General features: G+C 60.5%; 21 protein-coding genes and 1 pseudogene. 8 read left to right on the top strand and 14 right to left on the bottom strand.

The features are described 5' to 3' along the window. Together F759_RS0119325 and F759_RS45420 are read right to left on the bottom strand one after the other, a co-directional pair. The coding region (locus F759_RS0119325) for a type II toxin-antitoxin system CcdA family antitoxin (protein ID WP_027801330.1) at positions 1 to 219 on the bottom strand (219 nt) is incomplete at its 3' end. Positions 220 to 1,290: 1,071 nt separating this feature from the next. Further along, a pseudogene (locus F759_RS45420) lies at positions 1,291 to 1,515 on the bottom strand (IS91 family transposase); the annotation flags it as partial. Between the two features lie 495 nt (positions 1,516 to 2,010). On the opposite strand from F759_RS45420, the gene F759_RS0119320 reads away from it, so the two are divergent. The 4 genes from F759_RS0119320 to F759_RS44140 all read left to right on the top strand — a co-directional run bounded on the left by F759_RS0119320 (position 2,011) and on the right by F759_RS44140 (position 6,560). Beyond that, the gene (locus tag F759_RS0119320; RefSeq protein ID WP_027801329.1) at positions 2,011 to 4,200 is read left to right on the top strand and encodes an amylo-alpha-1,6-glucosidase; all 2,190 of its coding nucleotides are present in this window, start codon (positions 2,011 to 2,013) and stop codon (positions 4,198 to 4,200) included. A 315-nt stretch (positions 4,201 to 4,515) separates the two neighbouring features. After that, positions 4,516 to 5,136 carry a ubiquinol-cytochrome c reductase iron-sulfur subunit gene (gene petA, locus F759_RS40975; protein ID WP_084534290.1) on the top strand — a complete coding sequence of 207 codons (621 nt, stop codon included), beginning with the start codon at positions 4,516 to 4,518 and terminating at the stop codon, positions 5,134 to 5,136. A 942-nt stretch (positions 5,137 to 6,078) separates the two neighbouring features. Then, on the top strand, positions 6,079 to 6,291 hold the full coding sequence (locus tag F759_RS44145; RefSeq protein ID WP_244438861.1) for a hypothetical protein: 213 nt from the start codon (positions 6,079 to 6,081) through the stop codon (positions 6,289 to 6,291). Beyond that, positions 6,288 to 6,560, top strand: a complete 273-nt coding sequence (locus F759_RS44140; protein ID WP_027801328.1) for a chloride channel protein — start codon at positions 6,288 to 6,290, stop codon at positions 6,558 to 6,560. The genes F759_RS44145 and F759_RS44140 overlap by 4 nt, the downstream gene beginning before the upstream one ends. Positions 6,561 to 6,784: 224 nt before the next feature. On the opposite strand, the gene F759_RS0119305 is transcribed toward F759_RS44140, so the two are convergent. The 3 genes from F759_RS0119305 to F759_RS0119295 form a co-directional block, all read right to left on the bottom strand. Further along, positions 6,785 to 7,336 carry a PqiC family protein gene (locus F759_RS0119305; RefSeq protein WP_084534293.1) on the bottom strand — a complete coding sequence of 184 codons (552 nt, stop codon included), beginning with the start codon at positions 7,334 to 7,336 and terminating at the stop codon, positions 6,785 to 6,787. A gap of 62 nt (positions 7,337 to 7,398) precedes the next feature. After that, positions 7,399 to 8,694: an MlaD family protein gene (locus F759_RS0119300; RefSeq protein ID WP_027801326.1), complete on the bottom strand. Its 1,296-nt coding sequence runs from the start codon at positions 8,692 to 8,694 to the stop codon at positions 7,399 to 7,401. Then, positions 8,687 to 9,895, bottom strand: a complete 1,209-nt coding sequence (locus F759_RS0119295) for a paraquat-inducible protein A (RefSeq protein ID WP_027801325.1) — start codon at positions 9,893 to 9,895, stop codon at positions 8,687 to 8,689. The genes F759_RS0119300 and F759_RS0119295 overlap by 8 nt, the downstream gene beginning before the upstream one ends. Before the next feature lie 410 nt (positions 9,896 to 10,305). On the opposite strand from F759_RS0119295, the gene F759_RS40160 reads away from it, so the two are divergent. Then, positions 10,306 to 10,716 carry a hypothetical protein gene (locus F759_RS40160; protein WP_051377342.1) on the top strand — a complete coding sequence of 137 codons (411 nt, stop codon included), beginning with the start codon at positions 10,306 to 10,308 and terminating at the stop codon, positions 10,714 to 10,716. A gap of 267 nt (positions 10,717 to 10,983) precedes the next feature. Next, positions 10,984 to 12,588, top strand: coding sequence for a peptidoglycan D,D-transpeptidase FtsI family protein (locus F759_RS38005; protein ID WP_244438860.1), 1,605 nt, complete (start codon positions 10,984 to 10,986; stop codon positions 12,586 to 12,588). Positions 12,589 to 12,888: 300 nt separating this feature from the next. Here F759_RS38005 and F759_RS0119280 read toward each other — a convergent pair whose 3' ends face one another. Further along, a complete protein-coding gene (locus F759_RS0119280) occupies positions 12,889 to 13,416 on the bottom strand; it encodes an Lrp/AsnC family transcriptional regulator (RefSeq protein ID WP_027801324.1) in 528 nt (175 codons plus the stop codon). Positions 13,417 to 13,568: 152 nt separating this feature from the next. Here F759_RS0119280 and mdeB point away from each other — a divergent pair, with 152 nt between their 5' ends. Beyond that, a complete protein-coding gene (gene mdeB / locus F759_RS0119275) occupies positions 13,569 to 16,310 on the top strand; it encodes an alpha-ketoglutarate dehydrogenase (protein ID WP_027801323.1) in 2,742 nt (913 codons plus the stop codon). A gap of 169 nt (positions 16,311 to 16,479) precedes the next feature. Next, a complete protein-coding gene (locus F759_RS43675) occupies positions 16,480 to 16,746 on the top strand; it encodes a hypothetical protein (protein ID WP_209440499.1) in 267 nt (88 codons plus the stop codon). Positions 16,747 to 17,072: 326 nt separating this feature from the next. Here F759_RS43675 and F759_RS45010 read toward each other — a convergent pair whose 3' ends face one another. From F759_RS45010 to hemF, 8 genes are all read right to left on the bottom strand, one after another. Continuing rightward, on the bottom strand, positions 17,073 to 17,447 hold the full coding sequence (locus tag F759_RS45010) for a hypothetical protein (RefSeq protein WP_322787097.1): 375 nt from the start codon (positions 17,445 to 17,447) through the stop codon (positions 17,073 to 17,075). After that, the gene (locus tag F759_RS45005) at positions 17,429 to 17,794 is read right to left on the bottom strand and encodes an Arm DNA-binding domain-containing protein (protein ID WP_322787096.1); all 366 of its coding nucleotides are present in this window, start codon (positions 17,792 to 17,794) and stop codon (positions 17,429 to 17,431) included. The genes F759_RS45010 and F759_RS45005 overlap by 19 nt, the downstream gene beginning before the upstream one ends. A gap of 241 nt (positions 17,795 to 18,035) precedes the next feature. Further along, on the bottom strand, positions 18,036 to 19,505 hold the full coding sequence (gene rng / locus F759_RS0119260) for a ribonuclease G (protein WP_027801320.1): 1,470 nt from the start codon (positions 19,503 to 19,505) through the stop codon (positions 18,036 to 18,038). A gap of 9 nt (positions 19,506 to 19,514) precedes the next feature. After that, entirely contained in the window at positions 19,515 to 20,144 is a 630-nt protein-coding gene (locus F759_RS0119255; protein ID WP_027801319.1) for a Maf family protein, read from the bottom strand. A 370-nt stretch (positions 20,145 to 20,514) separates the two neighbouring features. Next, entirely contained in the window at positions 20,515 to 20,985 is a 471-nt protein-coding gene (rlmH, locus tag F759_RS0119250; protein ID WP_027801318.1) for a 23S rRNA (pseudouridine(1915)-N(3))-methyltransferase RlmH, read from the bottom strand. 67 nt (positions 20,986 to 21,052) lie between these two features. Continuing rightward, positions 21,053 to 21,508 carry a ribosome silencing factor gene (rsfS, locus tag F759_RS0119245; RefSeq protein WP_027801317.1) on the bottom strand — a complete coding sequence of 152 codons (456 nt, stop codon included), beginning with the start codon at positions 21,506 to 21,508 and terminating at the stop codon, positions 21,053 to 21,055. Between the two features lie 4 nt (positions 21,509 to 21,512). Continuing rightward, complete coding sequence (locus tag F759_RS0119240; protein ID WP_084534289.1) at positions 21,513 to 22,256, bottom strand: nicotinate-nucleotide adenylyltransferase; 744 nt, start codon at positions 22,254 to 22,256, stop codon at positions 21,513 to 21,515. 37 nt (positions 22,257 to 22,293) lie between these two features. Beyond that, a complete protein-coding gene (gene hemF, locus F759_RS0119235; protein WP_027801315.1) occupies positions 22,294 to 23,217 on the bottom strand; it encodes an oxygen-dependent coproporphyrinogen oxidase in 924 nt (307 codons plus the stop codon). Positions 23,218 to 23,438 lie beyond the last annotated feature (221 nt).

Raw genomic sequence — 23,438 nt, 5'->3', positions numbered from 1 at the left:
CGGAAGCCCGTCGCGATCGACCATCGCCGTGTAGGCGGCGACCAGTTCGGCGTTATCATCGGCCCACCGCCGCGCCTCGGCCTCCTGGATTTCTTCTCGCACACCGCGCTCACTCGCGCGCGAAAGATTGATGCCAAGCTGCTTGGCCCGCGCCAGCACCTCGGGAGGCAAGGTGACGTTGGTGGATTTGCGCGGCCGGACCTCGAGTGCTTTCCCCATGCGGCTCCATGTTGCATTTCATGTGGTTTGTAGTCCACACGCGATGCGCATCGCAAGTGATTAGCCGGTCCGAAGGGACAGCAGCAAGGCGCAACAGGCGAGGCTGACCCGAGATGCATTAGCTATTTACTTATGTCATGCGCGCCACTGCGCCGCAAACCATCGGCTTAATTTGGATCTGCACCTTCCGCCCGTCGCAGTGCCGCGCACCGACCTTGCTCTGTGGGCAGCGCCAACTTCAGTGTCACGCTGCGGGAGAATTCGTGTATCAAGATATATGCCATTGAGCCGACTCGGTATTTTTCTCTCCGGGAAAACGACCCGATAAGCGAATGCCCAATAAGCAGACGTTCGACCGCAATATCACAGTCGCTGATCAGAATTCTTGTTTCGGCTCGCAGTGGGAACTACGAATTTCAGTAATCCAGATTTTCTAATTGGTCAATTTTCATCTGTCGTTCGGAGCTTCGCTGTGCTGCCCGGCATGATCGGATCGCCCTGGACTGCGTCCATCACTGAACGACGCGAATTTGAGCGATGAGAGACGCCGAAGCCTTTACGGATGGCGCTTCCGGCCCTGTCCGCAGTAACGGGTCCCGCAGATGATTTATTCAAAGCTATTGCTATTGCGTATCCCATGGGTTCGTTGAAATGGCAACAATAACGTTACCACTCCATATGCGCTCGGCACGCTTTATATTTAATTAATCCCGTTCCTGACAAGGCAGATGATTTTTAGCGAAATGCAGACGGCGCAGCAGTCCCGCATTGGCACCACGTGCGGGCCGTCTGTGCTTCGCTAAAAATTCTTTGAGCTAAACCGCTCCGCTGACGGTTGCGCTATGGGCATTGAATCGAAGCGCCTGCATGCGATGTTCTCGACGACAGTGTTCGTGGCGCCCGGGATGAACGGCCTGCGGACCCGTTCGAGGATGGAGTCTCCGCAGAACGCATGTGATGCACAGACACCGCAGAGTGCGGCAGGCGACGTTGCGCGACGTCTGGCCGAGCGCGTCCACCGGCGCCGGCGGGACGTATTGGAACCGATGTTGTGGTCGAGCGGATTTGAATTCATAAGGGACTCGCCGGTGGAGGTCGCGGCGCCGCAGACGGTAACAGGCGGGCGATGCACAACATGCGCCCGCGCGTGCACACGGGACAGTCGCGCAGCGACCGGCCGGTCAGTTTCGCGTAGCGGTCGCGATAGTCAGCCTCGGCCGCGATGCGGACTTGCCTGGTGGGCACGGCGTCGAGTAGATGACGGCATACGGTCAGCCGCGACTCACGCAGACGATTTCGACTGCGATTCCTGTAGTCAACGCTCAACGACGCAGCCGTTATGCCAGCCGAGCCACGTATGACCCCGAGGCATGCCGGCGAATGGCCAAGACGAATCCCATCGGTGCGCGGAACGTTGCTTGCTGTAACCGCGCTCAAGGGTCATCGACACGCAGGGGGGCGACGGTCAAGCCGTCCGAGCCCGAGAGCCGTCGGCGCCGCTTGGTTTGCCCCCGATTTATCTCATGACGTTCTCTACGCCTAACTGCGAGATGATTGAAACAAGCGACCGTATGTATGGTTACCGCTTGCCATCGTTTGCCCGACGATGATGTTTCCATCGATAAGACGTGGCTTCCGCCTCCAGGGAGCGAGAAGTAGTCCATGGCGTGGCATAGCGCGGCGCTGCTCGATGAGCGGTTCGGCGGTAGCTTCGGATGTCGTCGTGCCACATTAACGGGTAGCGGGCACAAACGGTGGGAGGCTTGGCGGCGCATGCCCCAGGAATGGAAAATGTCGCTTGAGATCAAGGTTGGGCCGCCACAACTCGCAATTCACCACGGACACGCCGTCCTTCTGACCGGAACCGACGGGCAGATCCGGAAGCCAAGTCATAAAGGTCTTTACTTCTATGACACCCGGGTCATCAGCACCTGGACTGTGTATGTCAACGGAGTCCCCTGGGATCTCCTCAATGGCGGCACGACCAGCTCGGTCAACGCCGCCATATATTTTGCAAATCGCGAATTTGTCACCGAGGCTGGACCGGTTGCGCCGCACACAATCGGGCTGGCGCTCAAACGTCATATTGGCGGCGGCTTGCATGAGGATGTCGATCTCATCAACTACGGTCGAGCCAAGGTGCGCTTCAATCTCGAAATTGTGGTGCGCAGTGATTTTGCAGATATCTTCGAGGTTAAGTCTGGTCACCTCGTCCGACGTGGACGCATCACCACGAAATGGTCCGCGCGTAGGCAATGCCTCACCACCGCTTACCGTAACAAGGACTTTTTTCGTGGCGTAGCGCTGACCGTCCGGGCCTGCGACGCGCAGGCGGTGTACGCAAACGGCCGACTCACCTTCGACATCGAACTTGCGCATGGCGCCTGCTGGCATAGCTGTCTTACCTACGACCTTTCAGACGGTGCCACGAGCTATCCTGCTCCGCGCGAGTGTGCCCGTGGAGGCAGCGACACGCCGGTGGAAGGCAAGCCTCAGGCGGACTGGCGTCGCGAAGTACTCAAGCTTGAAAGCAGCAATGATGGATTCCGGCGTTTGTTTCGTCAGGCAACTGACGATTTTGCGGCATTGCGCCTCCCCGTTCGCGGTGCTCACTGCACTCAAATTGTGCCGGCGGCCGGACTGCCGTGGTTCGTGGCGCTGTTCGGACGTGACAGCCTGATTGCGTCATTGCAAACGTCGTTCGTCCATACCGATTTTGCGCGGGGGACGCTGGATGTACTTGGAGTCTGGCAGGCAAGCAAGCGCGACGACTATCGCGACGCGGAGCCAGGCAAAATCATGCACGAACTTCGTCTGGGGGAGTTAGCCAGCCTGAAACTGGTGCCCCACACGCCTTATTACGGGGCAGCGGACGCGACCCCTCTCTATCTCATCACGCTGCATACCGCCTGGTGTTGCACCGGCGATCCAGCATTGCTTAGACGCCACCTCCCGACCGCCGAGCGCTGCCTTGAATGGATCGATCAGTACGGCGACCGTGACGGCGATGGTTTTCAGGAATATGCGACGCGCTCCTCCGAGGGTCTCGAAAATCAAGGCTGGAAGGACTCGGGCGATGCGCTCGTGTACCCGGACGGGACGCTCGTGAAAGGGCCGAAGGCGCTTTGTGAATTGCAGGGCTATGTCTACGATGCGTGGCTTCGAATGGCGCAAATCTACGACGCCTTGGGCGACACGGGCCGGGCGGCCGCCATGCGCACAAAAGCCGCGGCGTTGTTCAGCCGGTTTAATGACGCCTTCTGGGACGAGGGAGCAGGCTTTTACGCGTTCGCACTCGACGGCGATAAGAGAAAGGTCATGAGCGTCGCATCCAATCCTGGTCATTGTCTTTGGTCCGGGATCGTACCGCCCGAACGTGCCGGATGCGTCGTGGCGCGGCTGATGCAACCAGACATGTGGAGTGGGTGGGGCGTTCGCACATTATCGGCGAATCATCCCGCCTTTAACCCCCACTCTTACCAGAATGGCGCGGTCTGGCCGCATGACAACGGTCTCATTGCGCAGGGGTTCAAGCGCTATGGTTTTGCCGATGAGGCCGCCCGGATTGCCCATGACGTGTGTACGGCGGGGAGCTTTTTCGCACTGAATCAGTTGCCCGAACTGTACGCGGGCCTGCACCGGGATGCCGCCAATTTTCCTGTCCAGTATCCAGGCGCTAATGTGCCGCAGGCTTGGGCAGCGGGCTCGGTCTTCTCGTTATTGCAGGCGGTCCTCGGGCTCCAGCCCGATGCGCCTAACAAGATGCTTTATGTCGACCCGGTACTGCCTGCCTGGCTGAGTGAACTGACGCTCAGGGATCTGCGCGTCGGCAAGGAGGTCTTCGATATTCATTTCTGGCGGACTGATGAAACGACGCAGTTCGACGTTCTCCGTGGTGATCCGGCCTGGATCGCACGACGCGCAGTGAACGTGACGAGCGACTTGCTGAAAGGTAATCCGGAAGGTGGCAGCCGTCGCTGAGGCAGCACGAAAGCAGGGTGGCGGAAGCAGACTGTCGGTTCGCTCAGCTTCCGCCATCTGGAAGTTGCGTTGCCGGTTTTTACTCCGCGGTTGCGAAGTTCGCCGACTTGTTACGCCAATTCAAAGCACTTTACATTTTAAGTATCGTTTAAGCACGCTGACCTACGCTGAATTCACTGATTTAAAGAGCGCGCACCTGGCGTCCTCTGCGTTGCTGTGTCGGCTCGTATGTAGGCAACAATCGTCGGTATCGTGGACTGCGTATTAGGTGCTTGCGCTTCTGACGAACAGAGACATCTATCGCGGGAGAGTGTGATGGACATTGTCCATAACGAAAGCTTCGATGACAGTCGACGACAATGGCTGATTGCGACGTCATGTTTGGGCGGTATTGCTGGCGTTGCCACCCTTGTACCGTTCGTCGATTCGCTTGCGCCGTCGGCCAGGACCAGGGCCGCCGGTGCGCCGGTTACGGTAAATATAAGCGGATTGCGTCCCACAGATATGATTACCGTAGCCTGGCGGGGCCTACCGGTGTTTATCGTCAACCGGAGCCCGCAGATGCTGGAAGGCGTGCTCAAGGCAGACCGACTGGTCGCCGACCCTGCAAGTGATCATCCATTCACCATGCCTTTGCCGAGCTACTGTCGAAATGAGTACCGTTCGCGAGCCGTTCAAAAGAACATCCTCGTTGTAATCGGTGTCTGCACGCATCTTGGCTGCACGCCTAGGCCACGATTCGATGCCGGTCCTCAGCCTGGTTTGCCAGACGACTGGCCCGGTGGATTCCTTTGTCCATGTCATGGCTCGACGTACGACCTCGCTGGCCGCGTGTTCCGAAACAAACCTGCTCCGCAAAACCTGGATGTGCCTCGCTACATGTTTGCATCGGCTATCGAGGTCGTCATTGGACAGGACGAAGCAGGCGAAGCGTAATGCAGGTCACTACTCGGAAATCGTACTTCTTCCGCATAGAAGTCACCTCAAGCTCGTCGTTCAATCGATGATCAGATGGAATCCCGAACGCGTCGTCATTTGGTACGGCCGCTGATATTGCAGAGACGACGCTGCGGAGCTGAGGCGGATCTTCCGCTAGCTGATCCGTCAGGAATCAAGACTCGGCAGAATAGGGTTTTGCGCGGACTAGCGCGGTTTCCCACTCCAGCCAGTGCCGAAACCGTGCCCCTCCAATCGCTTAAGTACCTCTAAATGTCGGTGGTTGTGGCAGCGTAGCGCGGACAAATATGAAAGTCCGTTAATAACGGAAGGCGAGCGGTACGGTCGTGAATCAAACGCGAAGTATTTCCAACCTCCTGCGGGCTGAACACCGAGTCTCCGGGGACGGTCTCTGGAGCGCGGGACTCCAGCTTCGCGATCTGCGCGATGACCTGGTTGCCTGCGTTGGCCGGACCTGGCGGGAAGGATTGCCGACGCGACAACGGACGCGCACGCAAGGTAACGGATCATCGACTTCTCCCGAACAAGCGCGAATATCGGGCCTGCCCGAACACGGCAGCAGGGTAACACCCCGATGGGATCTTCCCGGGTCCGGACCGTTTAAAATTGCAGCACATTGACATAACGAACGGTCACTGAGCGTTGTATTCGCTGCAGCAAAGCAGTGCCTGGAGAATCTTCAGGATTTGTGCTTGCCGTGGCACAGTTCAGGCACAAGATGACATATTCTCAATCTGTCATCAAACGTTCCGGAGATGTGATGCGCTCCTGCGAAACGAGGGCCGTCAAGCTGCCGGGCCAGCCGGATCTGACGTTCTTTCTCGGGCAACTGTCGTTCTGATGCCAGCCACTTCACGCTCGCTTCGCCGTGGGGCATGTTCGTCATTCTCGTGCCTGTCGTGGGCGGACCGGGGAGTGATAATGAGCACGTTAGCGCCGGAAGCAAAAGGTCAGGGCGTGCAGGAGGTGATAGATGCGATCTACTACAAACGCGATGAGATCCGTCCCGTCGTGGCGGGTGGTGAAATCGATTGCATCCGCGCTCGCGATTGTCTCTGGCACTGCCGTAAGGGGACGATCATCCTGATCGACTCCACAGTGGGATCGACGCGCTCGGTTAGCTGGTCACCATGACGGCCGGGCAGCGTATCACGCTGGTCGCCGCAGGTGCCGGTGCCAGCATCGCCGCGACCTTTAACACGCTGATCGGCGGAGTGCTGTTCGCCATCGAATTGACGATGCCCGAGACGAGTTGCGCTGAAGATGGGTTCGGCAAGATACCGGGACGATACCGGAGTCACGCATTGAGACTCTATCAGGCCGAAGCCGTCGAACTCGAAATGCTCGAGGTTCAGGTCTGGGCCGAAGAGATGGATGTCCAGACCTGGCTCATCGGTCTTTGACCGCGGGCACGTTCCGTGTCCGACCGGAAAAATCAGACTTCTCTGCAACAGTCGGCGCTCATGAAGACGGCTCGTCTCACTGGCGGCAGAAAGAGGATTGCCGGCAGCGGATACGGATAACGAGCCGGACAAAAGCGGATTGCGAGGCACTGTCGGTTTCGCGGTCCTGCATTGGCAATGCGGAGAGCTTGAGTTCCCGCTGTGTGCTCGCTAAATTGCCATTCCTATTGATCCGCTGCGGACGCGGCAATCAGATCGGCCAGTCGGCCGAGAAGCCGGCTCAACGCCGCGACCTGCGTGGCAGTATCCGCTGAGCCGACCGTGGACGTCAGTGTCGCGAATTGCGTAGCCTTATGCGCCGCATTCGGTCCTTCGATCATCGTCCACGACGCCTGGACCCTCATTACCTTGTCTTCGTCGGTGTTGGCTTGCAGCACGGTGACGACCAGCGAGCGAGTTCCGCCAGGCGCAGGCGAGTCCGGAAGCACGACTGCGCCGGACGGCAATCGCTGAAGCAAATCCTGAGCAAGCGAGCGGCGCATCATGTCGGCAAGCGGCGCGCCCCAACGCGAATTGTTATCGACGATCAGGCGGGCACCGGACACGCCGACCACCACTTCCTGCCGGTCGAGTTCGGGAGGAATATGAACGGCCGTGAGTTGCAACGGACGGACTTTGCTAGTCACAGCCGTTGCAGGCGCGACGGCGTTCAGCGTGAAGTACTGAATCGGCGGACTGTGCGCGCAGCCTGTAACGAGAGTAGCGGCAATTGCCATGGAAGCCGCCGCCAGCGATGCGCGCAATCGACCGCGGTAGCAGCTTCTTCGCATCGTGTCGTTCATTTCGCGTTCCCCGGTCGTCCGTGCAGAAGCTCTTCCGGGTGCTGATCGAGATGATCGGCCAGTGCCCGGATAGATCTCGCGGTGTTGGTGAGTTCGCGCAGCGTATCGGGCAAGTCGTTCTGACTGCCGCCCCCTGCGCCAAGCGTATGATTCGCGGCGCGCGCGGTGTTCTCCACTTCGCTGGCGGTTTCGCGCAACTGTGCAGCGAGTGCGCGAATCTGCGGAGAGACCTGCTGAAGCGTCTTGTCGGCTTGCGTGGCGGCACCGTCAATATGCGAAATGGTATCGGGGATCTTAGGCGACGAAGCGAGCCGTCGAAGCTGCGACACCGTCTTGCGAACATCTTCGCCGGTCTCGTGAATCGGCAGACCGTTTATCTTCGACATGATCTGATCGGTTTTCGAAATGATCCCGTCGACACCCGCCGATGACGCCGCTGGAATGACCGTGGCGCCGTTCTCGGTCATCAGCGTGGCTCGCGGCGCATCCTGCACGAAGTCGAGCTTCACTTTGCGCGAGCCGACCAGTGGCGGATCTTGCGTCAGCTGCGCACGCAGACCTTCGGCCACGAGCCGCTCGAGCATCGTATCGACCAGCGTTTTCGGATCGCTGCTGGAACCGGTCGCTCCGCTTGCGAAGCCGAGTTGCGAGGGATCGAGCGCGATTTCAGCCGGTGTCGTCAAGGTGCCGGTACGCGGATCGTAGTGGAGCGTCGTCTTGATGACGGTGCCGACGGGAAAGCCCAGCAACTCGACTTGAGCGCCGGGCTTCAGCTCGCCCGCGGGGCCGCTGAGGTAGACGACGTAGTGAACCGTCGGCCGATGTTCCGGCGCCAGCGCGGGCGCGCGGTCGGTGCCGTCGAACTCCCTCGCGGGTTTGCCCGGTCCCGGTTCCATGACGATCTGCGGGCCCGAAATCAATCCCTTCAACGACGAAGGATCGCCGATGTCGGGCTTGGCTCCGTGCAGATAAAAACGCGTGCCGCTGCGCAGATATTGTTCTTCCGCGCGATCGATCTTCAGTACCGCTTTGATGTGGCGTCCGTCCGGCGAGAGTGTCAGTTCAGACACCGAGCCTATCTTGAGGCCGCGCATCGTGACACTCGTATCGTCGGCTTTCATGCCGTAGGCGTTATCGAAAGTGACGGTGACTTTTTCGCCGCCTTGCACCAGCGCACGAATGCCGATCCAGCCTGCCACCGCCAATGCCGCGATCGGCACGGACCAGATCCAGCCAGGCCAGGAAGTCCGCTTGACGTCCGCCTGCGTGCGTCGTGGAGGTCCGTCACTCATGGCCGTCCTCCGCAAGCACGTCCCACATCAGGCGCGGATCGAAGCTGCGCGATGCCGCCATCGTCAGAAACACGACCAGCGCGAAGGCCGTTGCGCCCGGGCCCGCGCGCGCCGATGCGACCCCGTCAAGCTGGATCAGAGGCACGAACGCGACGATGGTGAAGACGTCGACATTCGACCAACGCCCCAGTTCGTCGATCAACCGGTACAGGCGGGACTTTGCGGACAGATGCCAACGCGAACGGCGCCGTACCGAAGTGACGAACCATGCCATTCCAAAGACTTTTGCAAATGGAATCACGATACTCGTGCAGAAAATCAGGATGCCGAGCGGCCACAGCCCCGCGGAGAACAGCTGCCCCACTCCGTCTACGATTCGCACCGGCATATTGCGGCCAAGTTGTGTCGATATGGTCATTGGAAAGAGGTTGGCGGGAATCGCAAGCACGAGTGCGGCCAATGACAGCGCAGTCGCGCGGGCGATTGCGTCGGGCTTGCGCGCCTGCAGTTTAAGCCCGCATCGCGGACAGGGATGTCCTTCGCAAGAGGTGGGCAAGATCATGTCGCACGCGGAACAGGCGAGCGTCGGCTCGTCTGCGGCAAGCTGACGTTCGGCGCCGATTGCACGCCATACCGCGCGGCGATCGAGCGTCGCGCGCGTCAGCATCGACAGGAAGCCCGCGGCAATAAAACAATAGCCGCCCACGCCCACCGTACTCGTCAAATTCTGGGTCACGCGTGAATAGCCGACGAAGCAGCCGACCAGAAACACGTCGGGCATGGTCCACGGATCGAGCCACAGTGCCCATCGGTACATTGCGCCGATACCGTGGAAGGGCCGGGCAAAGCGAATTGCACCCAATACCACGCACAGCGCGCCGAGCCGGATGAAGGGCAGCGCGATCCCGGAAATTCCCAGCAACACGGCAAGCAGCACCCATCCTTCCTGTGTCAGCGATACGATTCCTGATGCGAGTACGGACGAATGGTCCGTGCCCAGCAGGTGCACCGTCATCAGCGGTGACAGGTTGGCGGGAAACAGCAGAACGAAGGTTGCGGTCGCGCATGCGAACGCGCCGTCGATGCTTCGACCGCTGCGCCGCTCTAGCGGACAACGGCAAACGCGGCAGTAAGCAGCCGCGCGGGCGGGTAGGGCGGGAATGTCCTCGAGCGCACCGCATTCAGGGCAGCCGATTGTCAATTGATTGTTCCTTGCAGTTCGCCGATGGGATGAAAATGATCCATAACGCTGCTGGCTTGAATTGGGGCCAGCATTACGCATGCCAGAGCGCGCCGATCCATCGGGGATCCGGTCGGCTCCATGCCGACGCGTCCCCGGGAGCGCCACGCAATGATGGCGTCGCATTGCAGTCCTCGCATAGACTGGAACGCGGGCTGTTTACAGCGGGATTCGGTCGCCGGTCGTCATCGACACCGACGCTTTGACATCCGAACAGGAGAAGGCGATGACGTACGATTCTTTTGCTGCCTGGCTCCACGATCCTTCGACTGCGTGGCTAGTGCGTCGCAGATGAATTCCGTCTGCCGCAAAAAATGTGGATTTGAATCACGTGTGGCTGCTCGTCGCGATATCCGGCACGGCGTTAACGCATGATGCGAAAATTTTTACGGCTGCTGACAGTCGCCGCCTTTTTTCCGACCTCAGCATTCAGTCACGCACTGGACAATCAATTGGCGTGCGAAACCACGCCGCATGAGTTCGTCAGCGAGCTAGCCAAACTTCAGTTGACCAAAATGCCGGCAAGCCGTGTCGAAGGCGATTCTGTGAACGCATTTCGTCTGGCACAGGGCGCGGGCTTGACTGTGTTCGGCTTCCGCGTGCATGCAGTGTTTGGCTACCAGACGCTCCTTCTGCTTGTCGGCCGGGCGCGATCCCACGGGTCTCCGCATCCACCATGCGGCGCCGACGTCGGCATGCGGATGTGCGAAAAAGCGCGCTTTTTTCAAACGATTGAAAAAACGGCATACTGTGACATGTCTGATAAGGCGACCGCGAGGTAGTCGACGGCGCCATTCCGGGCGCCGTGCTGACGGTGGGGCCGGCATTACGGCAGATAGGGCGGGGTCTCTGCAGTCCGATTACGCGCTTCTTTTGTCCTTAAAATGACGAGGGTCATTCCTTTACACTACTCAATGCGTCTCCGACCAAAGCGTTTCAACTTTCAGCCCTTATCCACGAGGCCTCACAATCTGCCGCGATGGCGTTCACGCTTAGTGGGAGGGGCTTTCTCCGTCGGGTTCGCCGTTCTTGCCGCGCGAGCAGTGTGGGTGCAGGGAATCAATGATGGGTTTTATAAAAAGCAGGGCGAACTCCGGCAGGTGCGCGAGTTTAGTATCCATGCCATGCGCGGGCGCATTACGGATCGCGATGGTCGAGCGCTCGCGCTGAGCCTTCCGACGCGTACGTTGTGGATGGATGCCGCCGGCGGAGAGGCCGTCTCGTTTGCCCAGGCATCTGCACTCGGCAAATTGCTCGGCATCGACGTGGGTTCGATCGACGCGATCGCGAGGTCCCAGAAATCATTTGCGTACCTCAAAAGGCAGGTGCCCGAGGACGTGGCGCAGCGGGTGATGCGACTTCATGTGCCAGGCGTCTATGCCCAGCCTGACTACCGTCGTTTCTATCCGGAAGGCAGTATCGCCGCACACATCACTGGTTTTGCTGGCGTCGACGGGAGTGGACAGGAAGGCATCGAAAAAATCGACGATGGTGTACTGACTGGCCGCGATGGAAGCCACCGCGTACTACGAAACGCCAGAGGGCAGGTCATCGATATGCTCGCATCGCGGGCACCGCTGGCGGGCAAGGACGTGAAGCTCACGATTGACCAGCCGATCCAGTATGCAACCTTCAAGGCGCTGCATGACGCCGTTGAGCGCACGGACGCGCGGTCAGGCTCTGCGGTCGTTCTGGACGCGCACACCGGCGAGATTCTGGCGATGGCGAACTGGCCCAGCTTCGATCCAAACAGCCGGACCGCAAGAGCGGGGGACGCGGTACGCAATCACGCGGTCACCGATGTGTTCGAACCCGGCTCGGTGATGAAGCCGGTGACGATCGCACTTGCGTTGCAGCGCAATGCCGTGTCGCCTGGCTCCCTGGTACCGACAAACGGTGGAAAGCTGCATCTCGACGGCGCGGTGATTCATGACGACCGCGATTTCGGCACTTTAACCGTGGGCGGCGTCGTACAGAAGTCAAGCAATGTCGGCACGACTAAAATCGCGCTGCTCATGAAGCCGCGTGACATGTGGAACAATTTCCATGCTGTGGGCCTGGGCAGAACGCCGCACGCGGGATTGCCTGGTGCGGCAGGAGGTACGCTGCGCCCCTACCAGAGTTGGCGACGCATCGAGCAGGCGACGATGTCGTACGGCTACGGTCTGTCGGCGTCGCTGCTGCAACTCGCGCAGATGTACACCATATTCAGCAACGGCGGTGTGTTTGTACCAGCGACGATTCATCCGCGACACGGTGTACCCGTGCATGGTCGACGTATTTATTCCCCGCGCGTCGCGGCGGAGGTACTGACCATGCTCGAGTCAGTGGTGTCTGACGACGGCACTGCACCCCAGGCGTCGGTGCCAGGCTATTCCGTGGCAGGCAAGACCGGAACCGCTTATCGGTGGACTGCGCGCGGCTACGACCGTCGCCAGTATCGGGCATCCTTCGTTGGGATCATTCCGGCACAACATCCGAAGGTCATCATCGCGGTTTCGATCGACCGGCCGCGACAAGGTTCGCATTTTGGCGGGGCGGTAGCAGGACCCGCGTTCTCGGATATTGCAGCACAGACAATGAACCTGCTTGGCGTGACACCGGATAACCCCGGCGCGCAGTTTGTACAGGGCGAGCGGCGACCGGTCACCTAGACATACGGCTACGCGCTGTCTTGAATCGGCAAGCAGTAGTCACGGCGCATCCAGTATGAAACCGGGCGCATCGCATCGAACTTTGCGGGGAACTATCTCTGCCTCTCCCGGCCAGAACGGCTACCTATGGTTACGAAATATACATCGCTAAGATTCCCGCCATTCGACGCTCGTGTCCATTCCATCTCGGCGTACAACGCCTGATCGGCCTCGGGACTGGACCTTCGCGCTTGGAGGTCGCGCGAGCCTGACTCTGCGTGACAACGACCGACCCCTTGCGCCGACAGCGCAACTCGTCGCCTAGCGCCAGTCGGTTGAAACGTCGTCGGGATCGACCAGTGTCAGTCCCGACGATGGCAGCGGCAGGGCCGTCTTGTAGCGCACCTGCTTGAGCGCAAAGCTTGAACGGATGTTCGAGATGCCCGGAATCTTCGTCAGATGATCGACGATGAAGCGCTCCAGCGTCTGCATGTCCGGCATCACGACGCGCAGTAGATAGTCGGCGTCGCCCGTCATCAGATAGCACTCCATCACCTCCGGGCGCTCCGAGATGGCCTGCTCGAAGCGCAGCAGCGCGTCTTCCACTTGCTTTTCCAAGCTCACCTGAATGAACACGTTGATGCGCAGCCCGAGCGGCTCTGGATTCAGCAACGTCACCTGCTGTTTGAACAGGCCAAGTTGTTCCAAGGCACGGACGCGGTTGAAACAGGGCGTGGGCGACAGATTCACGGACCGGGCCAGATCCGCGTTGGTGATGCGCGCGTTCTGCTGCAACTGGCTGAGAATACCGATGTCGATACGGTCCAGCCGTTTGGGTGGCGTGGTCATAGATGAAATATTCCGTGGCGGCTGAGAAATTCGGAATAAATAGCCTATCCCAGCGATGGGCAAGAAGCAAATGAGAGGCTCATTTTGCGGGCTCATGGGTACTATTGTTCCACTTGATATTGAACCGAACGCGTCGATGCCGGAGTGGTGCCATGACGGATTTGTCCAGTGGTAGCGAGCAGTTGCAGCCCTTGAACGCCAGGTATGCGGAACGTGAAGATACCGACCCGCAAGAAACCGCCGAATGGCTGGAAGCGCTCGATGCCGTGGTTGCTCATGTCGGCCGTGGTCGCGCGCAGTTTCTGTTCGACAAGCTCGCGGGCCATGCGCTGTCGCTGGGTGTGGAATCGGCGCGGACCAACGTCACGCCGTACCAGAACACCATTCCGTTCGATCAACAGCCGCGCTATCCGGGCAACCTCGAACTCGAGGAACGCCTCGCCGGCGCGCTGCGCTGGAATGCGCTGGCGATGGTGGTGCGCGCGAATCAGGCCTACGGCGAACTCGGCGGCCACATCGCGAGCTACGCGTCGGCGGCGGATCTGTTCGAGGTCGGCTTCAACCATTTCTTTCGCGCGGCGGCGCCGGGCGAAGCAGAGGGCACGGGCGACCTTGTGTACTTCCAGCCGCATTCGTCGCCGGGTGTGTATGCGCGGGCTTATCTCGAAGGTTTTCTCTCTGAGCAGCATCTGCAGCACTACCGTCGCGAAATCGGCGGGCCGGGGCTGTGCTCGTATCCGCATCCGTGGTTGATGCCGGACTTCTGGCAGTTCCCCACCGGCTCGATGGGCATCGGTCCGATCAATGCGATTTATCAGGCGCGCTTCATGCGCTACCTCGCCAATCGCGGCCTCGCGCAAACGGAAGGCCGTAAGGTGTGGGGCTTTTTCGGCGACGGCGAAATGGACGAGCCGGAATCGACCGGTGCGCTCTCGATTGCGGCGCGCGAAGAGCTCGATAACCTCGTGTTCGTCATCAACTGCAACTTGCAGCGCTTGGATGGACCGGTGCGCAGTAACGGCCGCATCATCGACGAGCTCGAAGCGCAATTCATCGGCGCAGGCTGGAACGTGATCAAAGTGGTGTGGGGCTCGGACTGGGACGCGCTGTTTTCGCGCGACCGCACCGGCGCGTTGCTGCGCGCGTTCGCACACACCGTCGACGGCCAGTTCCAGACCTTCTCGGCCAACGACGGCGCGTACAACCGCGAGCGTTTCTTCGGCCAGAACCCGGAGCTTGCGGCGCTCGCCGCGCAGTTGAACGACGACGACATCGAGCGCTTGCGTCGTGGCGGTCACGATGTGCGCAAGCTGCACGCGGCGTATGCGAAGGCGCTCGCGCATCGCGGCCAGCCGACGGTGATTCTCGCGAAGACGATGAAGGGCTTCGGCATGGGCACCTCAGGCCAGGGTCGTATGACCACGCATCAGCAGAAGAAACTCGGCTTCGACGACCTCAAGGCGTTTCGCGATCGCTTTCGCCTGCCGCTTACCGATGAGGACGTCGAACAGGTGAAGTTTTACAAGCCAGCGGACGACAGTTCGGAGATGCAATATCTGCATGCTCGCCGGGCTGCCCTGGGAGGCTATCTGCCCAGAAGGCGGAGAGTCGCATCGGAGGGGCTGATCGTCCCGCCGATGTCCTCCTGGGGGCAATTCGCGCTGGATTCGAACGGCCGCGAGATGTCCACGACGATGGCGCTGGTCCGCATGCTAACCGCGTTGCTCAAGGACAAGGAGGTCGGTCCGCGCGTGGTGCCGATCGTCGCCGATGAAGCGCGCACCTTCGGCATGGCGAATATGTTCAGGCAGGTCGGCATCTATTCGCCGCTCGGACAGTTGTACGAGCCGGAAGACCTCGGCTCGATGCTGTATTACCGCGAGGACACCAAAGGGCAGATTCTCGAAGAGGGGATTTCGGAAGCGGGCGCGGTGTCGTCTTGGATTGCGGCGGCGACGTCGTACAGCGTGCACAACCTGCCGATGCTGCCTTTCTACATCTACTACTCGATGTTCGGCTTCCAGCGGATCGGCGATCTGATCTGGGCGGCGGCGGATCAGCGCGCGAGAGGTTTTCTGATTGGCGCGACGTCGGGCAAGACGACGCTCGGTGGCGAGGGCTTACAGCATCAGGACGGCACCAGCCATCTGGCGGCATCGACGATTCCGAATTGCCGTGCGTACGATCCAGCGTTCGCTTATGAGGTTGCCGCGATCGTCGACGAAGGCATGCGCGAAATGGTCGAAGAGCAGCGCGACGTGTTCTATTACGTGACGGTGATGAACGAGAACTACGCGCAGCCTTCGGTGCCGGGCGGTGATTTGACGACGCTGCGTGAGGGCATTCTAAGGGGTGTTTATCTGCTTGGCGGGGGCGCGCAGGCGGCAACGTCAGCAGATTCAGCGCAGGTGCAGTTGCTCGGTGCGGGCGCGATTCTCGGCGAGATCATCGCGGCGCAGCAGTTGCTCAAGGACGACTGGCAAATTGAAGCTGCGGTGTGGAGCGTGACCAGCTTCACCGAGTTGCAGCGTGACGGCATGACGTCGGAGAGAGACGCGCGTCTTGGCGAGCCGACAGAGGCGCCCTACGTCACGAAGGCGCTCGAAGCATCACACGGACCCATCATCGCCGCGACCGACTATGTCCGCGCGGTGCCCGAACTGATCCGCGCCTACGTGCCGCGCCGCTATGTGACACTCGGCACGGACGGCTTCGGTCGTAGCGACACACGCCAGGCGTTGCGTGAGTTCTTCGAAGTGGACCGCAAGGCGATCGTGATTGCGGCGTTGAAAGCGCTCGCCGATGATGGCGAAATCGAAGCGGACGTTGTACGTGAGGCACGCCGGCGTTATGGCAGTCGGGCGCTGGCTGGCAGCGCTCCATGGGAAAGGTAAGCGACTGCGTTGATCGAGTAGCACCGGACAACTGTCGCGAACCTTGCGTCCGATCCGCCTGCATAACGGCATGCCGGTGATAGATCGGAGGTATCGACATGTTCAACTGTTTCAAACTTAACACTTGCATTTGCGAATATATACTCACCGCAGCCGCGCGATTTTCTAATTGATTGGCTCTCATTTCGGCATGCGGAGATCTGTATCGCCCGGCGGTTGCGATCGTCTCGGTTTCAACACTGCTCGTGTTTTCCCGCTGAGAAAAGTCCTGCGCAACACCCGGGCGTCGGCCGCCGCCGTGCACACGACGACACATGATGCGGTCTGGCACAAATGGACCGACGTGTTCCACTACCGCAACATGCCACTGAACATCTTCGGCATGCTCTGCTGGCTGACCTGTCTGGTTGTGCTCAGTGCGTTGTTCCCGAGCTAGCTGGTCGACTACCGTAACCGTCCGGCCGCGCTTGTAATTACCCACATCGCAATCGAAATCCCGGTACTCTGGAATACGTCAAGACCGGGATATGTGAAGGGTGGCTGGTAACGGTATCGGACAGACGAAGGGTCGTGCCTGGATCGAGCGGGAATTAATCCCAGCGAGTTCCGGATGTTCGATAAACATTGCCCAACGTTCCAAGGCGAGGCGTCGCTCGGTGTAGTAGGTGTATTGATCGTATATCCCTTCGGCTCCGGCCAGTTTGTGGTTCAGGCACATCTCAGAAACATCGCGGCTTATTCCGAGTTTTCGCATATGAGACGTCATGGTCGAACGCAGATCATGGGGAGTAAATCGGCGGATAGAAGGATTGTGGTTGTCGATCCAGTAATCGATGGGCCTTTATACAGTTCTTCCGAACGGACTCCGGTGCCGAGAAGGATGCTAACTGAGAGCAAGTTCTCTCGTTTCATGTCTGCGTTCAGAAGCTCGTGCAACTCATCGGCCGTCAACATAAGACGTTGCCGAATGGGAGGACGAACCCCCATAACCGAAACCAGTTCAACCCCGATCGCAGGATTTGCATTGATGACTTTGTTGCCTGCAGCGTGACGGAAGATGGCTTTTGCAACGATTGGTAGCGTGTTCGCCTCGACCCATCCAAGCTTGGCGCGCTTAATCAACCCAACGATATCCACCGCTTCGACTCACAGACCTGCATTGCACCGAGTGCTTTCTCTGTTCGCTTCAAATTCCGCCCGTCGCTCCGCTGTGTACTCGGTCCCAAATTGACCAGTACCTTCTCACGGTAGTCTGCGACTAGCTGGCGGACTGTCCAGTTCTTTCGGGATTTGTACTTGCGCTTCTCTGTCGCAGGGTCGTTGCCTTTCTGTACCTCGACGCGCTTTTCGGCCGCGAGCTTGCGCGCTGCTGGCAGCGTCATATCGGGATAGCGGCCGAGCGTTAGTTCCGCAGGCTTTCCGCCGATGCGGAAACGGAGTACCCACGTCGCAGTCCCCGTAGCGGAAAGAGAAGGCCAAGCCACCACCGTCAGATTTAGCGAGAGGCTGTCCTTCCCGGATCCATCGCCTCAGCTCAAGATCTGACAGGACGTTCGTCCCGCGAGTTGCCATTGCACCGCCTCCGCGTAGCTCACATCTAGCTACGCATTCCAAGCACGCTTTGGGCGGATAGCAACGGATTGGCCGGGAAAGGTATCTTTCCTATGTGGTTGATTTAGAGGTCGTTTTTCGATGTCTGCCGGAACGCCTCGGCGTTAGGCGGAATTACATCAGAACAATGTCGTACTGCTCCTGACTCAAATTCGACTCCACCTGCAACGACACTGGCTTACCAATAAAATCGATCAGCATCGCCAGGTGCTGGGACTCTTCCTCGAGGAAAAGATCGATCACCTGCTGCGATGCGACCACGCGAAACTCGCGCGGATTGAACTGCCGCGACTCGCGCAGAATCTCGCGCAGCACGTCGTAGCAGACGGTACGCGGCGTCTTCACCTGGCCCTTGCCCTCGCAAACCGGGCAAGGCTCGCACAACACATGCGCCAACGATTCGCGCGTGCGCTTGCGCGTCATCTCAACCAGCCCGAGTTGCGAAAAACCATTCACAGTCACGCGCGTGCGGTCGCGAGACAACGCCTTCTTCAATTCGCCCAGCACCTGATCGCGATGCTCGACGTTTTCCATGTCGATGAAATCGATGATGATCACACCGCCCAGATTGCGCAGCCGCAGTTGACGCGCAATAGTGTGCGCGGCTTCCAGGTTCGTCTTGAAGATCGTGTCGTCGAAATTGCGCGCGCCGACATAACCGCCGGTATTCACGTCGATGGTGGTCATCGCTTCAGTCTGGTCGATCACCAGATAGCCGCCCGACTTCAGATCGACACGGCGTGACAACGCGCGCTGGATCTCCGCCTCGATGTTGTACAGATCGAAGAGCGGCCGTTCGCCGGTGTAATGATGGAGCTTCGACGACACCGCCGGCGTGAACTCCGCCGCGAAATCGGCCAGCATCTGATACGTCTCGCGCGAATCGACCTGAATGCGCGACGTTTCATCGTTGACGAAATCGCGCAGCACACGTTGCGCGAGATTCAGATCCTGATAGAGCAGACTGGTCGGCGGCATGCGCTGACCTTGCGACAGAATCGTCGCCCACGTCTTGCGCAGGTACGCGACGTCGGCGGCGAGTTCCTCACTCGTCGCATCTTCGGCGATGGTGCGCACGATGTAGCCGCCTTTCTCGTCGGCGGGCAACACCGCGGTCAAACGCGCGCGCACCGCTTCGCGCTCGGCTTCGCTTTCGATCTTCTGCGAGATGCCGATATGCGGCTCCTGCGGCAGATACACCAGCGTGCGTCCGGCAATGCTCACTTGCGTGGAGAGCCGTGCGCCCTTGGTGCCGATCGGATCCTTGACCACCTGGACCATCAGCGTCTGACCTTCGAACACGATCTTTTCAATCGGCTGATGCGGCGTCTGATGCTGCGGCTCGCCGGCGACGCGCGGGTGCCATATATCGGCTACGTGCAAAAACGCGGCGCGTTCGAGACCGATGTCGATAAACGCGGATTGCATGCCCGGCAACACGCGCACGACCTTGCCGAGATAGACGTTGCCGACGCGGCCCCGCGACAGCGTTCGTTCGACGTGAAGTTCCTGGACGGCGCCTTGCTGGACGAGCGCGACGCGCGTTTCCTGCGGCGTGACATTGATCAGGATTTCTTCATTCATGGTGTTGTTCTAGAAGTCGATGCGCGCTGCACGCAAAAGGGCAGCGGTTTCAAAAAGCGGCAAACCCATGATACCTGAATAGGACCCGTCGATATGCTCGATAAACTCGGCGGCGCGCCCCTGCACGCCGTATGCGCCCGCCTTGCCGAGCGGTTCGCCGCTTGCCACGTAGCGGCGAATCGCGTCTCGGTGCAACGCAGCAAAGCGCACCTTCGACACCGAGAGCGCGGCAGGCAACAACTCGCCGTCTGCATCCACCACGGCGACGGCGGTCAGCACTTCGTGATCGCGGCCCGCGAGGCGTGCGAGCATTGCAACGGCATCGTCGGCGTCGAGCGGTTTGCCGAGAATCGCATCGTCGATGGTGACGGTTGTATCCGCAACCAGAATCGGCATCGCAGCATGATCGCCGGCCACGAGGCGGGCGCGCGCGGCACGCGCTTTGGCCACGCAGACACGTTGCACGTAGTCGTGCGCGCGCTCGCCGGGCAATTCGGCTTCGAGCGCTTCGGCGTCTTCATCGGGGCGCGGCAGCAGCAGTTCGAAGCGCACGCCGATCTGTTGCAACAACTCCTGACGGCGTGGACTTTGCGACGCGAGATACACGAACGGATGCAGCGATGCGGCGGAGGTTGGCATGAAGATGTCTCGAAGAAACGGACTGTGTGAGCGCGCGATGAGGGTGTCGATTGTCGCGCCAAACGACCTTTGCGGGTGCACGCCAGCGATCCAATGTGCCGACGCGCGCACCCAGCCGCCAGCGCGCCGGAGCACAACGCCTGCGCCGTGTCCGCCAAAACCTCACGCTTACGAACGCGCTGGGCCTGACGCCTTGCGCGATGACGTGCGTGGCCGACCGCATGATCGGCATATGGGCGCTTAGCCACGCTTGCCACTCACGAGCGCCGTGACCAATTGCGGCGACTACGACGACCACGGCGACTACGACGGCAATCATGGCCCCGAGGCCAGCGAACAACGAAACGCCTCGCGTCTCAATCCATTCCGTTCACGCGCGATGATAGGGGTGATTTTGCGTGATGGTCCACGCGCGGTAAAGCTGTTCGGCAAGCAGCACGCGCACCATCGCGTGCGGCAACGTGAGGCTCGAGACGCGCAGCATCATGTCGGCACGCGCCTTCAGTTCGGGGTCGAGCCCGTCGGCGCCGCCGATCAGAAACGCAATGTCGCGGCCGTCCTGCTGCCAGCCGGGCAGGGCGCCGGCAAGCTGCATCGTGGTCCAGTCCTTGCCGCGTTCGTCGAGCGCGACAATGCGCGCGTTCTTCGGCAACGCGGCTTCGATCTTAAGCCGCTCGGCGGCCATTACGCTCTCCGCCGGACGGCCCGATGACCGCTGCTCGGGCTTGATCTCGCGCAGTTCGATACGCAACTCGGGCGGCATGCGCTTCGCGTATTCGTCGAAGCCGACAGCGATCCAGTCGGGCATCTTGTGGCCGACGGCGAGGATGTGCAGTTTCATCGTGCTTTAGAGCGCCGCTCGCGCAATTCCACTGTGAAGCGGCTGGAGCGAGCGAATCAAAGCCCGCTCACTTGCGGCGCGCGGCCGTCTTGCGCGCGGGCTTTTTCGCAGCAGGCGCCTCTTCGTCTTCTTCCTCTTCGTCGGGCTCGCTCGAACGCGCGCCGCCGAACGGATCGGGCGTGGACAGCTTGAGACGCACCGGCTTGTCGCCCCAGATTTCCTCGAGGTTGTAGTACTGGCGCAGCGCCGGTTGCAGGATGTGGACGATTGCGTCGCCGCAATCGACCAGCACCCATTCGCCGATGTCCTCGCCCTCGGTGCTGATGATGTCGCCGCCGGCTTCCTTTACGCCCTCGCGCACGCTCGAGGCGAGCGCCTTGGTTTGCCGGTTCGAGGTGCCGCTCGCGACGATCACGCGATCGAACAGCGCGGTCAGGTGGCTGGTGTTGAACACCTTGATGTCTTGCGCTTTGACGTCTTCGAGAGCGTCGACGATCACGCGTTGCAGTTTGCGAATATCCATGAGGTTACCGGTGGTACAGATGATGTTGAAGAATATAGTCCCACACCGCGGTGGGGACGTGGCTTGCGGCCATGCCCTGTTGCTGTTCGTCGCCCACATGGGCAAGCCGCTGGCTCACCTGTTCACGCAGATGCGCGCGAATGTCGGTGGCCGAGACGTTGAACGCAAGCGTCGTGTCGATCAGCAAGTGGCCGCAAGGTGTGGCTTGCAGAACGTCGGCGCGGGCGCGGCGCGCGTCGATTTCTTTCGCGACTGCGGGCGGAATCGACGCGAGATCGAAACCGGGCCGCGTGGCCGCGCAAATGTGCGCGAACTCGAACAGGCGCCGCCAGTCGCGCCATGTGTCGAGATGCACCAGTTGATCCGCGCCGATCAGCAATGCAATGGATGCGTTCTCGCCTTCCCGTTCGCGCCAGCGTTGCAACGTGTCGACGGTGTAAGTCGGGCCTTCGTGCTCGATCTCGTCGGTCGCCACTCGCACGGTCGCGCCCGGCAGTTTCAGTTGGCCAGCCGCCGCGCGTGTCATGGCGAGGCGATGCACGGCGGGCGATACGTCCGCTTTCTGCCAGGGCTGCCCGGCTGGCAGCAGCACGAGCTCGGTCAGTTGCAGCACGTCGGCGAAACGCCGCGCGAGCGCGAGGTGGCCGTCGTGGATCGGATCGAAAGTGCCGCCGAGCAAACCGATCCGGCGAGGCAGCGCAACGGGATGATCGTTCGGCTTCAGATGAAGATCCTTTGTCGTAGCCACGTGCTGGGCAGTGCTGGCCTCCGGGATTCCGGAGCGCTCACACCCACTCGCGCGGCACGAGAAAATCGCTGTAAAGGCGCGCTTCCGGCGTGCCGGGTTCGGGATGCCAGTTGTAGCGCCAGTTCACCACAGGCGGCATCGACATCAGAATCGATTCGGTGCGTCCGCCGCTCTGCAGCCCAAACAGTGTGCCACGGTCGAAGACCAGATTGAACTCGACATAGCGCCCGCGCCGGTAAGCCTGGAAATCGCGCTCGGCCTGGCCGTACGGAATGTTGCGGCGCTTTTCGATGATTGGCAGGTACGCCTTGAGGAATCCTTCGCCCACGCTTCTGAGCATCGCGAACGATTGATCGAAGCCCGGCGCCGAGTAATCGTCGAAAAAAATCCCGCCGATGCCGCGCGGTTCGTTCCTGTGCTTGAGGAAGAAATAGTCGTCGCACCAGCGCTTGAAACTCGGGTACAGGTCCGCGCCATAAGGCTCGAGCGCATCGCGGCAGGTGCGATGAAAGTGCTGCGCGTCGTCCTCGTAGCCGTAGTACGGCGTCAGATCCATGCCGCCGCCGAACCAGAACACCGGCTCTTCACCGGGCTTGGTCGCAACCAGCAGGCGCACGTTCATATGCACGGTCGGGCAGTGCGGATTGTGCGGATGCAGCACGAGCGACACCCCCATCGCCTCGAAGCCACGCCCCGCCAGTTGAGGACGCGCCGCGCTCGCGGAGCCCGGCAGCGCATCGCCCGCGACGTCCGAAAAGCCGATGCCGGCACGCTCGAAAAAGTTGCCGTCTTCGAGAATGCGCGTGCAGCCGCCGCCGCGCAGCTTTTCGCCGGGCGTGCGCTGCCATGCGTCGGTGGCGAAGGGCTTGCCGTCGAACGCGCCGAGCGTGTCCGCGATTTGTGTTTGCAGGCCTTGCAGCCAGGTGCGCACGGCTTGTGCGTCGTAGCTCGAATCGGTCATCAATGCAGGTGCTGAAGGCGGCACGTCGGTGCCGCGGGTTCGTCGCGAAGCGCCGCGCTGTGTTTCGGAGATGCCGCCGAAGGCGCGGCCATTCGGTTGCAGAGCGCTGCACGGACGGTGTCGGTTGCCCGGCCAATTGCACCATTCGCACCATTCGCCCGATTGGCGCCACTCACACCGGGGTCTGGTGGCACCGCGTTCGGTGGGGCAACGAGGCGCAA

Origin of the sequence: Paraburkholderia dilworthii (genome assembly GCF_000472525.1) — a bacterium.
Lineage (GTDB): Bacteria > Pseudomonadota > Gammaproteobacteria > Burkholderiales > Burkholderiaceae > Paraburkholderia > Paraburkholderia dilworthii.
Note: the sequence above shows the minus strand (reverse complement) of the source record. Positions and strands in the feature narration are given on the sequence as shown.

Bases quoted from the DNA above. Each gene is read 5' to 3' on its own strand.
- F759_RS0119320 (WP_027801329.1), top strand. From the start codon at position 2,011: ATGTCGCTTGAGATCAAGGTTGGGCCGCCACAACTCGCAATTCACCAC.
- petA (WP_084534290.1), top strand. From the start codon at position 4,516: ATGGACATTGTCCATAACGAAAGCTTCGATGACAGTCGACGACAATGG.
- F759_RS44145 (WP_244438861.1), top strand. From the start codon at position 6,079: ATGAGCACGTTAGCGCCGGAAGCAAAAGGTCAGGGCGTGCAGGAGGTG.
- F759_RS44140 (WP_027801328.1), top strand. From the start codon at position 6,288: ATGACGGCCGGGCAGCGTATCACGCTGGTCGCCGCAGGTGCCGGTGCC.
- F759_RS0119305 (WP_084534293.1), bottom strand. From the start codon at position 7,336: ATGGCAATTGCCGCTACTCTCGTTACAGGCTGCGCGCACAGTCCGCCG.
- F759_RS0119300 (WP_027801326.1), bottom strand. From the start codon at position 8,694: ATGAGTGACGGACCTCCACGACGCACGCAGGCGGACGTCAAGCGGACT.
- F759_RS40160 (WP_051377342.1), top strand. From the start codon at position 10,306: ATGATGCGAAAATTTTTACGGCTGCTGACAGTCGCCGCCTTTTTTCCG.
- F759_RS0119280 (WP_027801324.1), bottom strand. From the start codon at position 13,416: ATGACCACGCCACCCAAACGGCTGGACCGTATCGACATCGGTATTCTC.
- mdeB (WP_027801323.1), top strand. From the start codon at position 13,569: ATGACGGATTTGTCCAGTGGTAGCGAGCAGTTGCAGCCCTTGAACGCC.
- rng (WP_027801320.1), bottom strand. From the start codon at position 19,505: ATGAATGAAGAAATCCTGATCAATGTCACGCCGCAGGAAACGCGCGTC.
- F759_RS0119255 (WP_027801319.1), bottom strand. From the start codon at position 20,144: ATGCCAACCTCCGCCGCATCGCTGCATCCGTTCGTGTATCTCGCGTCG.
- rlmH (WP_027801318.1), bottom strand. From the start codon at position 20,985: ATGAAACTGCACATCCTCGCCGTCGGCCACAAGATGCCCGACTGGATC.
- rsfS (WP_027801317.1), bottom strand. From the start codon at position 21,508: ATGGATATTCGCAAACTGCAACGCGTGATCGTCGACGCTCTCGAAGAC.
- hemF (WP_027801315.1), bottom strand. From the start codon at position 23,217: ATGACCGATTCGAGCTACGACGCACAAGCCGTGCGCACCTGGCTGCAA.